6 protein-coding genes and 1 pseudogene are annotated in these 11,102 nt (G+C 67.4%); 2 read left to right on the forward strand and 5 right to left on the reverse strand.

The window, feature by feature from the left end:
- Nucleotides 1–163: 163 nt before the first annotated feature.
- Nucleotides 164–1,789 carry an acyl-CoA dehydrogenase family protein gene (locus E1284_RS06720; RefSeq protein WP_131938113.1) on the forward strand — a complete coding sequence of 542 codons (1,626 nt, stop codon included), beginning with the start codon at nt 164–166 and terminating at the stop codon, nt 1,787–1,789.
- 219 nt (nt 1,790–2,008) lie between these two features.
- Here the strand turns inward: E1284_RS06720 and E1284_RS06725 are convergent, their stop codons facing one another.
- From E1284_RS06725 to E1284_RS06740, 4 genes are all read right to left on the reverse strand, one after another.
- On the reverse strand, nt 2,009–2,209 hold the full coding sequence (locus E1284_RS06725) for a helix-turn-helix domain-containing protein (RefSeq protein WP_243714302.1): 201 nt from the start codon (nt 2,207–2,209) through the stop codon (nt 2,009–2,011).
- Between the two features lie 59 nt (nt 2,210–2,268).
- Nucleotides 2,269–4,089, reverse strand: a complete 1,821-nt coding sequence (locus E1284_RS06730; protein WP_131938114.1) for a relaxase/mobilization nuclease domain-containing protein — start codon at nt 4,087–4,089, stop codon at nt 2,269–2,271.
- 31 nt (nt 4,090–4,120) lie between these two features.
- Nucleotides 4,121–4,543 carry a hypothetical protein gene (locus E1284_RS06735; protein ID WP_131938115.1) on the reverse strand — a complete coding sequence of 141 codons (423 nt, stop codon included), beginning with the start codon at nt 4,541–4,543 and terminating at the stop codon, nt 4,121–4,123.
- A gap of 585 nt (nt 4,544–5,128) precedes the next feature.
- The gene (locus E1284_RS06740; RefSeq protein ID WP_131938116.1) at nt 5,129–5,524 is read right to left on the reverse strand and encodes an ATP-binding protein; all 396 of its coding nucleotides are present in this window, start codon (nt 5,522–5,524) and stop codon (nt 5,129–5,131) included.
- A 212-nt stretch (nt 5,525–5,736) separates the two neighbouring features.
- Here E1284_RS06740 and E1284_RS43945 point away from each other — a divergent pair.
- Nucleotides 5,737–5,907 (forward strand): annotated as a pseudogene (locus E1284_RS43945) (IS30 family transposase); the annotation flags it as partial.
- A gap of 65 nt (nt 5,908–5,972) precedes the next feature.
- Here the strand turns inward: E1284_RS43945 and E1284_RS06750 are convergent.
- Nucleotides 5,973–10,307: a hypothetical protein gene (locus E1284_RS06750; protein ID WP_131938118.1), complete on the reverse strand. Its 4,335-nt coding sequence runs from the start codon at nt 10,305–10,307 to the stop codon at nt 5,973–5,975.
- Nucleotides 10,308–11,102 lie beyond the last annotated feature (795 nt).

The following is an 11,102-nucleotide window of genomic DNA, read 5'->3' on the forward strand; positions in this document are numbered from 1 at the left end:
CGCCGCGCGACAATCCGCCGGGGGAACGAGATCGCCCCACCACTTCAGGAGGATGGGCCTCCGGCCCCGGTCCAGGCATGATCATCTGCCGTCCGAACGTTGTTCTGTATCCTGCACGGCAACGGCGTGAACGTTCGCGGACGCAATTGTGGAGGGCGGCACGGTGACGCACGAGGTGGTCAATCAGGTTCCCCCGCTCACCGGGCACGACGTGGCCGACGAGGCCGTCCTGCTGGACGGGCTGGCGCGCGAGGGCGCGGGCTGGGCCGAGCCGGAGGTGCGCGAGCTGGGCCGCCTGGCGGGCACCGAGCAGGCCCAGGAGTGGGGGCGCCTCGCGAACGAGAACCCGCCCGTCCTGCGCACCCACGACCGCTACGGGCACCGGATCGACGAGGTCGAGTTCCACCCGTCCTGGCACGAGCTGATGACCGTCGCCGTGACGCACGGGCTGCACGGCTCCGCGTGGGCCGACTCCCGCGAGGGCGCCCACGTCGCCCGCGCCGCGAAGTTCTACACCTGGCGCGTCGACGCCGGCCACGGCTGCCCCGTCTCGATGACGTACGCGGCCGTCCCCGCGCTGCGGCAGTCCCCCGAACTCGCCGCCCGGTACGAGCCGCTCCTCGCCGGCCGCGAGTACGACTTCGGGCTGCGCGCGCCGCTCACCAAGAACGCGCTGCTCGCCGGCATGTCGATGACGGAGAAGCAGGGCGGCTCGGACGTCCGCGCCAACACCACGCAGGCCGCGCCGCAGCCGGACGGCAGCTACCTCCTCGTCGGCCACAAGTGGTTCACCAGCGCCCCGATGTGCGACGTGTTCCTCACTCTGGCCCAGGCGCCCGAGGGCCTGACCTGCTTCCTCGTCCCCCGCGTCCTGCCGGACGGCACCCTCAACGCCCTCCGCCTGATGCGCCTGAAGGACAAGCTCGGCAACAAGTCGAACGCCTCCTCGGAGGTGGAGTACGAGAACGCGGTCGCCTGGCGGGTCGGGGACGAGGGCCGCGGGGTCCGCACCATCATCGAAATGGTCAACATGACCCGGCTCGACTGCGTGATCGGCGCCGCGGCCGGGATGCGGCTCGGCGTCACGACCGCCGCCCACCACGCCGCGCACCGCCGGGCGTTCGGGAAGTACCTGATCGACCAGCCGCTGATGCGCAACGTCCTCGCCGACCTGGCGGTCGAGTCCGAGGCCGCCAGGATCACGATGCTGCGCCTCGCCCGCGCCACCGACCGCTCGGTCCGCGGCGACGCGTCCGAGACGGCCTTCAAGCGCCTCGCCCTCGCCGTCAGCAAGTACTGGGTCTGCAAGCGCTGGCCGGCGCACGCCGCCGAGTCCCTCGAATGCCTGGGCGGCAACGGCTACGTCGAAGACTCCGGCATGCCCCGCCTGTTCCGCGAGTCCCCCCTCAACTCCATCTGGGAGGGCTCCGGCAACGTCGCGGCACTCGATCTCCTACGCGCAACGCTACGCGAACCGCAAACCCTAGAGGCGTTCTTCGACGAAGTTGCCCTCTCCCAAGGAGCCGACAAGCGCCTCGACGCGGCCATCAAGGAGACCAAGGAAAGCTTCGCCGACACCACGACCATCGAGTACCGAGCCCGCCGAGTAGCCGAGCACTTGGCCCTCGTCTTGCAGGCATCGCTGCTGGTCAGACACGGCCACCCGGCCGTCGCCGACGCCTTCTGCGCCACCCGCCTGGCCGGCGACTGGGGCGGTGCCTTCGGCACCCTCCCACCGGGCCTGGACGTCGCCCCGATCATCGACCGCGCCACCCCGAAGGTCGGCTGAGCCCACACTCAAGCTCAGGCCCCGGACCCCGCCTGGCTGCCATGCCGACCCGGCCATAGCCCGCTCCGAGCAAGATCATCCGCTAACGTACCCGTTAGTAGATCATCGCGAAGCCGGGCTTGACTGCCTGGCGCTGAGATGAGGTGCCGGTTCCCGGGACGCCGAGTTTCCTCGTCGGCATCCCGGGATGCGTGGCCCCTCAAGCGGTTTCCTATCGGCCTACGTCACGCCGAGCAGCTTGCGGAGTTCCGCGGTCGGCACCCGGTAGGTGGTTCCGACTCGGATGATGCGGCAAGGAAAGTCGCCTCGTTTGGCCAGTTCGTGGGCGTATGTGCGGGACAGTCCCAGGGCGCGTGCAGCGGTCATGATGCTGACGACCGTGGGAAGTGTGTCGAGGTCTTGGTATCGCATGATCTGCATTCAGATGCCTCCGTGTCCGGGTGCCGGGCGTTGGGTGAGGTCTTCGTCGTGGCGGACTGTTACCGGCGCTGTCGGCTTGGCCGGGGTGGCACCGAGGGGCTTGGGGACGCGGGTCTGCTGTGGGCCGCGGGTAGTGGAGCCCACGGGTTGGGGAAGGCGGCCATGGCCAGGCGTGCTTGCGAGGGCATGGCCGCCTCTGCGGTCGGTTGTGGCGTGTTGACGGGATCGGTGAGTTTCGCTTCGCGGACCTGCGCGGCGGCCTTTCGGGCGGCGTCGGCTTGGGCTTGGCGACTCTGGAGCCGGCGCAGTTCGGCGATGGTTTCGAGCAGGGCGATGAGGCTGGCGACGAGTATCAAGGCCGACACCGTCGCCCGGTTCTGCGCTGAGCCGGTGAGCGCAAGGAGCCGGGCTGTGGTGCGCAGGGCGTGGCCGGCAGGGGTGGGCCGTGGAATACGACCGTAAGGTGCGCGGGCCGCGCGGTCGTAGGTGTCGGCGGCGCGGCGGAGATGCTGGTTGCCGGTTGCTTGGGCGGCGGCGTGGAGGGCATCGGAGGCGGCCCAGCAGGCGTCTTGGACCGCGTACGGGTTGATGGCCAGGTGAGGACGGATCTGTGCGGTGGCGTAAGCGGCGGCGCGGGCCGCGTCGTCGTAGAGCGCCTGTCGTTCCTCAGTGGTCAGGTCGTTGTGGCCGGTGGCTGGCACGCGGCCCGTGGTGGGCGATGCCCAGCGTTGCTGGAGGCGTGTAAGCGAGAGGTCGCCGGAAAGCTGGCTTCCTGAATACCAAGCCGGTTCTTCGTCGGCGGGCTCGGTGGGAAGTGCGGCGGCATAGCCGGTGATCTGACCGGAGAACTGCTGGCTGTAGCGGACCTTGAGCAGGAAGCCGCAGTCCTGGAGTTGGTCGAGGAACTCGGTTGTCGTCCGGGCTTCGTCCGCGACCCGGCGGACGGTCGTCCGCAGCACGGCCCGCTTCGTCCGCGCGGACAGGTGCCGTCCATCCAGCGGACGGACGGCGGACGAGCCACGGATCGACCCGTCCGCACCTGCCCAGCGATGCCGAAGTTTGGGCAGCGTGAGATCGGCGGCGAGCTTGCCTCCCCCGTACCAGACCGGCTGCCCGTCCGCGTTCACGTCGCCGGGCGCAGCCACGGCGTACCCGGTCAGTTCGCCGACCGTCCACTGGCTGAACCGCTGCCGCACCAGGACACCGTCGGCCTGGAGGCGTTCGAAGAACTCGCTCTCGCTGCAGGCGCCGGCGGCTGCCACCTGGACTTTGCGGCGCAGGAGGGTTCGGGATGGCACCGGCTGGCCACGGCGGACGGCCTTCTCGGTCTCGGCGCGTTTGGGGCGGCGGGCGACTGTCCGGTCCGCCGGCGCCGTGGAACGTAGACCGAACCGTTCCTCCACCGCCCGGCAGGCGTCGCGGACCCGGTACCCGTCGTTCCATACCTCCGGGCGGCCGCCGTCCGGACGCGCCAGCGTGGCCACGATGTGGACGTGGTCGTCGGCGTGGCGGACGGCGATCCAGCGAACGGCGTCCACGTCCCCCGCTGGAGCCAGTTTGGTCCGCTTCATGATCTCGCTCGCTATCTGTGCCCACTGCCCATCGGTAAGGACCGGGTCTTCAGGAGCGGCCCGGACCGCGCAGTGCCACACGGGCTTGCGGTAGTTCCGTTCACCGAGCAACGCCAGCGGCTGTGTCAGCAGACCCTCCAAATGACGAAAGTCGCGGCGACCATCAGGCCCCACCCCCGGCTCCAGACCGGCCGTGTCCTCGAAGCCCGCCACGATGTGCGGGTTGTGATGCTCGCCGTTGGCGCCTGGGCCGTAGAGGTAGCGCAGCAACCCCTGGACCCGGACGCCCCGCAAGACCTTCCCGATCACGACGCAATGCTCGGAGGCATCGGCTTCACGATCACGGCAGCCGCCTTCTCAACCCCTCGGCCAGGTCGTCCAGCTTGCGGACCGTCTGCTCGGCGGCGCGGGCGTACCACTGGATCGTCGACGGCACCTCCCCCGAATTCAGTGCGGCGACCGCCTGGTTGAGATTGACGCCGATTCGCTGCGCTTGACCACGCGCCTGCATGACGGCCTGCAGTACCTCGCGCGTCTCGTTGTGCTCTGCTCGCGGCGTCCCGCTCGCAGCGGCCAGCAACGTCAGCGCCGCCCAAGCCGCAGTCGCCAAGTGCTCCCGCTCGGCCGCCCTCACCAGCGCCCCGTGTTCGTCGTCCGAGAGCAAGATGTACAACACCCGCCTCCGCTTCGACCCGCTTTGGGGCCGGCGGTTGCGCCGCTTCGCCATACTCGACGCGGACTCGGAACTGCCGTCTTCGACCATCAGCCTCCTGACCCGGGATCGCGCCCGATCCCGTCCGCCTGCTGGGGACCGCGCCCGGTCCCAGCCGATAACGCTTGCGTTTTCCATTTCTTGCCCCGCGTCAGCGGAACCGGCGAGACCTTCAGGTTCGACTCGCTACCGGGCTGTATTAAGAGAGGCTGTCGCCCCGGCTTACCCGAGACCAAGCACCCGCTGGGCCACGCAGGTTTCCTCTCCGTCCAGGCTTGCCGAGTGCGTCACCAACCGGTTCAACCGTCTGCGTCCAGCCTCTCCCATCCCATGCCCGCCCGCCACTTTAAGCATCGGTGTGGCGTGCTGTACCTCAAAAGCATCAGCGATGGTGGCCATAGGCCCGACGTAGGTTGCAGAAGCACTTCGGAGCCTTCCGGTTCACGCAGTCCGGTCGGCGCGACCCCACCGAGAGTGCCCACACCCCCGCGGGATCTCGGCTCGCAGATGGTCACAGAACCGCTGCGTCTTCCCGTCGAGGCTTACCGATGTGACTCGACTCAGATGCGTCACAGCCCTCGGCGGGGCAAGGTCAGGTAGGCGGAGGCAGAGCGGGGACGCCCCCTCCGTGATCTTTCATGTGCGGTCGATGACCGCGAAGACGACCTTCCCGGCGCTGTCGGCCAGGGCCCGGATGCCCCAGCAGCGCGCGAACTGGTCGACGACGAACAAGCCACGGCCCGTCTCCCTGGACGTATCCGTCGCCAGCAGGTGCGGGAGGGAGCAACCGGCGTCCTGGACCTCCATCCATAGGGCATCGTCCTCGGTGCGACTCAGCCGCAAGATCACCTCCTCGTCCGTCGTCGACGCCGCATGTTGCAGGGCATTGGTGACCAACTCACTCGCCACCAGGCACGGGACGAAGTCGTCCATGCCCCACTGACCGGCGACCAGCCGCACGAACCGCCGCACCTCCGCGACCGCCTTGAGGTCCTGCTTCACCACCATCTCGTTCTCCGCTGCGCAGCCCATCGATCTCCCTCACAGTGTGTGGCGTACAGCACACATTGAGCCACTATCTGGGCTACCGTTCGTCTTGCCGTCCTCAAGTGGCGTTGAACGGTAAGAAGCCGCATCAGGCAGTAAGTTGCCGAGAGGGGAAAGCGATCATGGCGGCGGTACGACGGCAACGTCCCAGGGAGTCAGCTGCGCTTATTGCCTTCGGCCGGCAGATGCGTCGACTGCGAGAGGCCAAGGAGTATTTCCCCAGAGGCACCACCATCACCAACGACCCGGACTACCTGCAGGCGGTCGCCGACGAACTCAACAACCGGCCCCGCGCTATCTTCGGATTCAAGAAGCCCAAAGAAGTGTTCGCCGAGCTACTGACCAGCGGAATTGCTTCCACCGGTTGAGGGCAGGCGTCCCTGGGTCCGATCGGCAGATACGGCAGCCGGTCAACGGTCTGGACCAATGGAGCCTAGGAAGGCTGTCTGCTTTCGGTGGTTTCGGTCCCTGCCCGGTACGAGGGCGCCGGCCTCGGGATGTCGATTATCAACGCCGTGACTTCGATATCGCCGGACTGCGAGGCGGCCTGCGCCGCACTCGTCAGGGATCGCATGGTCTGGTCCCGGTCACGAGCTGCCGCCGTCCTGCGCCGCGGGTCGGCTAGGTCGTTCCAGTGTTCGGTGGCGAACCACGCGCAAACGTAGATGCCGCGGGTCGCGCCCGTGGCGGGCAGGTAGTCACTGACGAGCTGTTCCTGCAGGTCGGTGAACAGATGAGTGTTCCAGCAGCCCTTCACTTCGATCGGGCAGCTGGGCAGTCGACGGCCGGCGGCGGCTTCGGTAGCGGTGGGCAGCACATCCACCGACAGGCCGTGGCCCTTGCTGGTGGTCTGTTTGACAAGCACCTCGCGGTTCACGACCAGGTGTTCGCCGAACTCCTGCGCGAGGTGGTCTCCCAATGCGGCGGACACGTCGGGTTCATATTTGGGGTTCCACACTTTGGTGGCGTCTGCCGCGGTCGGCGGGGGGCGGGTCTCGTTCCAAAGTGTCTGTCCGATGTCGTGCATGCGCGTGGCGAATCGGTTGAGGGAGGTAAGCACGGCTCGGTACAGCGCATCGTCGTCGTTGACCAAGGTGCCTTGCGCATTGGCCAGCAGCGCAGTCAGTTCCGCAACGTTGACGCCGCGCCAGCTTTCCTCGTGGTCGCGTGCTTCGGCGTGCGCCAATGCCGCTTGGAGGCGGTAGTCGCCGGGGCGGCTGGCGACAAGCCCGGCCAACGCCGCTAGCGCATCGGGTGTGGCTCTTGTCTGCAACTCTGCAACTATGCCGTTGCGCCAGTCCCGGACGTGCTGATCGTCAGAGGCGAAGCCGCCGGTGAGAGTGTCGGTTTGGCTGCTCCAACGCGCGTCGACCCACCGCCACAGTTCGGTCAGTTGCAGGTCTGTCAGTTGCGGTAGGACGACCTCGTCGCCGCGCTGACGGGCGAGGGCGACAACGAGGGCAACTCCAAAGTCCTCGTCGCTCTGCATGCTGGCGATAGCGTCGTCCCAATCGAGCAGGCCTGTGGCGAGCAGTGCTTCAGTGGCCAGCACCCGCACCTCAATGGAGGTGGAGCCATCGGCCAAGTCACGCACCCACACCCGTGTCTGCTCGCGGCGCGGCAGGAGGAAGCGCGCGAGGTGGGCAGCGATGTCGCAGGCGGTGGACAGCCTGCTCCGCAGATCGTTCTCCGGCGGGCGCGGCTGGTGTGGGTCATGGACGAGGTCGGTGGGTCTGTTCAGATCGGCGATGGTACGAGTCACGGTGTCGACAACGTTGTGCAGCAGCGTGTCGAGCCGGTCACCCATGGTGTCGTCGTAGCCAGGCGCGATGTCGTCCAGGGAGCCCAAAAGCCGCCCGGCCTGCGCCATCGCCTCAACGTAGCGCAGTGCATACTGTCGGTAGGCGACGGGTGCGTACTGCTGTGCTTTGCCTTTCAGGATGGCGTGAATCGTAGGGTCGCCGAAGCCGTCGAGCCACAGAATGGTCGGTGTCCATCGCTGCCACACCTGCTGCGGCAGTGCCTCCAAGCGGGCGTTGCCGTCTTCTCGACGGGCGAGGTAGGCCAGGGCAACGTATCCGACGAAGGCCCTGAACGGCAGGGTTTCGGGCTCGTCCAGCCAGGCATCGCCGACGGCGTCCTCGCTGTACAGGTATCGCTCGGCGGAGGCCAGCAGCACGGCTTCGTCGACGGGAATCAGCGGATAGCTGGGCCAGGAGAGCAGGTCGTCGTCGACGGTGAGGCCACCGGTTTTGGAATCGACTCGGAGCTGAGCGCAGAGCGTGAGGAATCCCTCGGGCTCGCCCTGCGCGCAGCCAGCCCAAGCCACATCAAGCGCCGACTTGTGCGCGGCTGCGCCCTTCCAGGTGCCGTCCCGTTGCAAAGACCACTCATGCTCCTGGCGCATCCTGTCGGCCGCTGGGCTGTCGATCTCAACCGCATCGAACCAGGGCCCGACGGAGTCGTCGAAGATCGACTTTCCTCGGTAAGCCCAGACGAGTTCCTGCTGAACAACGTCGGTGCGGTCGAAGACGAACTGGATAAGCCGCACTGCATGCATGGCCCACTCTGTGCCGCCGAGGGACAGTAGCCACACGAGGTCCACATCTGTCACCAGTCCACGCGTCCGGCTGCCGCGCAGTCCGATCACGACGAGTCCGGCCTGTTCCGGAGGGAGGTGCCGTAGCACCGCGAGTACCAGTGAACGCCGCAAGGAGTTCTCCACATCGGAAGCGTCCTCGAAGCGCTCGGGTGCGGCGACGTCCTGATGGTGCTGGATGGCGGTGGCGAGCAGCCATCCGACTTCGTTCACCATGATGTTCAACTGCGTGCTGTCGAGGGCGCGGGACAGCAGCGTGGTCATGACATGGGCGCCGCGTCGCGTTCCAGTGAACAGCGGGTCCAGTGCGGCTGGCGTTGCGCCGCTGGGCGGGTTCTCCTCGTCGACCCACTCGTCTGCCGGGCCGCTGCTGCAGGTGTCGACGGTCGGTGTGATCGCCCTGACGAGGTCGGTAAGGATCTGGCCGTCGACATCATCGAGAAACCGGCTTAGAAAGAGCGCGTATGAACCGATGAAGTCATCCGTCTGCGGCTGGGTGAGGGCAGCGACGAGCTCGGCGGCGGTGAGATTAGCTGGCCAATTCGCCTCCAGCGCGAGGCCGCGCAACTGGTCCTGCGGGTCATGGTCGGGATACGCGGCGACCTCATCGAGGACCGCGCGTAGGGTCCTCGATGCCGTAGTGGCGTCCAGGTCGATAAGCGCGTGCGCCACCGACGATCGCAGGTAGGAGTTGGTGGTGTTGCTGAGCAGCAACTCGACCAGGTCGGGAACCGATCCGTGCCCACCGGCTCGTCTGGCGATCTCCACGGCGACCCAGGCGCGCCGGGACACTGGATGACCCAGGTGCGGACCGGCGTCCTGGTCCAACGGCGCGCGGAGCGCCGGGCGCAGCTGTTCAGCCAGTCCAGGGTGTGCCAACCGCCAACGCCGTCGGTCGGTCCGCAGTTCCGGGTCGGGCGCGTCCAGCAGGTAGTCCACCAGAGCACGCCGGACGGCGGCGATGTTCACCAACCCGGCGTGCGTCACGATGGTGTGCGGGTCGACATCGACGAGCCAGCCGTTGCGGTCAGGAGCGAGCGCGACCAACCAGGCGGCGGTCTCGCGCAGCCGGGATGGCACCCGTGTGCTGCCGAGGCTGTTGGTGCGGGTGAGCAGGGCGCGGAGCTGGTGTTCAGGAACGACATGCGTCGTGAGGTACCGCGCGGTCAGGTAAGCCGCGATGCTGGCGTGCACGACCGCCAATCGGCCGGGCCCGCGGCTGGTAAACAGAGCGGTGGTGAGTGTGGCGTCGACGAGTTCGGGGGTGACCGTGAGTTCGCCCCCGCCGATGCGCTCGGTGCCGGCGGCGAGCTCGCCAGCCAACAGTTCGTCGGCGGCGATGGGCACCGTCCGTGCGATCGTGCTTCGGCCGCACAGCATCCCGTAAGCGGCGAGCCTCGCGGCGACCGCGAGCCGTTGCGGCCCGCTGCCCGCCGGCTTCTTGGTAGCTTCCCGGTCAGGGTCGGGGTCCTCGACGAGCCGCAACAGACCCTGCTCGTACAGCTCGACCGCGGAGTCAGGCAGGTGTCCAGCCTGCTGATAGGTGATCAGCAGCAGGTCCAGAGTTAGGGGGAGCACAGCCAGTGGTACCGCCCCGGAGTCCACCACCGCATCGAGGAAGGCGTCACCATCAACGCCGCGGGTGGCGGCCAGGGCCGCAACGTCGGTACGTCTAAGCGGGAGCAACTCGACGACTTCGAAACTGGGCAGCAACACCCGCAGCCGGGCGCCAAGGGTCTCCGGCCAATCTGCGGTCCGACACCCGAGCAAGACCCGCAGCGAGCGGTGACGCTGCAGCTCGGACTCCAGGTGGTGGATTAGGCTCTTGGTCGGGATCGGGCACTCGTCCATGCCGTCGAGGACGAGCGTGAGGCGATCCACAGTGCCGCCCTCGGCTACTGCGGAGAGCCGACACTGTAGATCCCGGACGTCAGCGACGGTATCCAGGCCAATGTGGATAACCTCGTCGTCGCCGACAGTCAGCTCCTGCAATGCCCGAGACTTGCCGATACCTGGCTCGCCGAGAACGGCCAACGAGCTGGTAGGAGCGATGGCGGCAAGCTCCTGCTGCCCCTCGGCAACAGCGTTGGACCGAAAGCCATCATCATCGATGCTGTATTCGCCGCCGAGCGGCACAACGTCGCGGCCTATCACGCTCGGGAACAGCACCGACGAGTCCTATCCCTTCTTGGTCGGGACGCCATAGCGGGCCGTGCGGGAGGAACTGCGTATCGGGCGTGGGCGAGCTATTCCCGAGTCTTGCGGAACCTGGGTGACGATCCGGAGCGAACACTACACGGAGGCTCCGACAGCTGAGTGGTGGCGACGGCGAGCTGGAAAGTTGGGTGGGCCAGCCGGCTACCTTGTCGAGCATGCGACTTGAGCCCGTCCGGATATGCTGGCGAGAGCTTGTAAGTGATCGCCAGAAGCCCAGCGATCGCCCCGGTATCCGCTGGCAGGCGCAACAAGTCCTCGACGATCAGGCCGAAGCCCTGGCCCGGGAGCCAGTGGAAGGTCTCCAGCATCGTCTCCGGAGACCGGTCTAGCCAGCATTCTTCCATGTCTATGGCCGTCAAACTGGCCAGATACGGAACGTTTCCGGCGTGCTGCGGTCGGCGTGGTCCGACATCCCCACGTGAGTCGAGTAGACATGCCAGCCGTCCCGGGCCGCGATGCACCGCCCGATCGTCGACTTCCTGTTCCTACAGACAGTGCCCCCAAGGGCGGCCCCCATGCGAACAGGACGACACCCCCGCGATCTCCTGTGGCACGCACCCTGGGCTCGGCCCCGCCGACCGGGACGGTCCTTTGAGCGACGGGGTGATTCTCGACAGAACCGGAGGGGAATACACGCAGTCTGCATCTCTCGCCCCCGTAAGCACTAGGACGACATCGAGATCATGATGCAAGCGAAGCAAGTGCGGGCCGGGCCAGCAGCGGAGGCACAAATCGGTCACCGCTCTC

The organism is Actinomadura bangladeshensis (assembly GCF_004348335.1).
Lineage (GTDB): Bacteria > Actinomycetota > Actinomycetes > Streptosporangiales > Streptosporangiaceae > Spirillospora > Spirillospora bangladeshensis.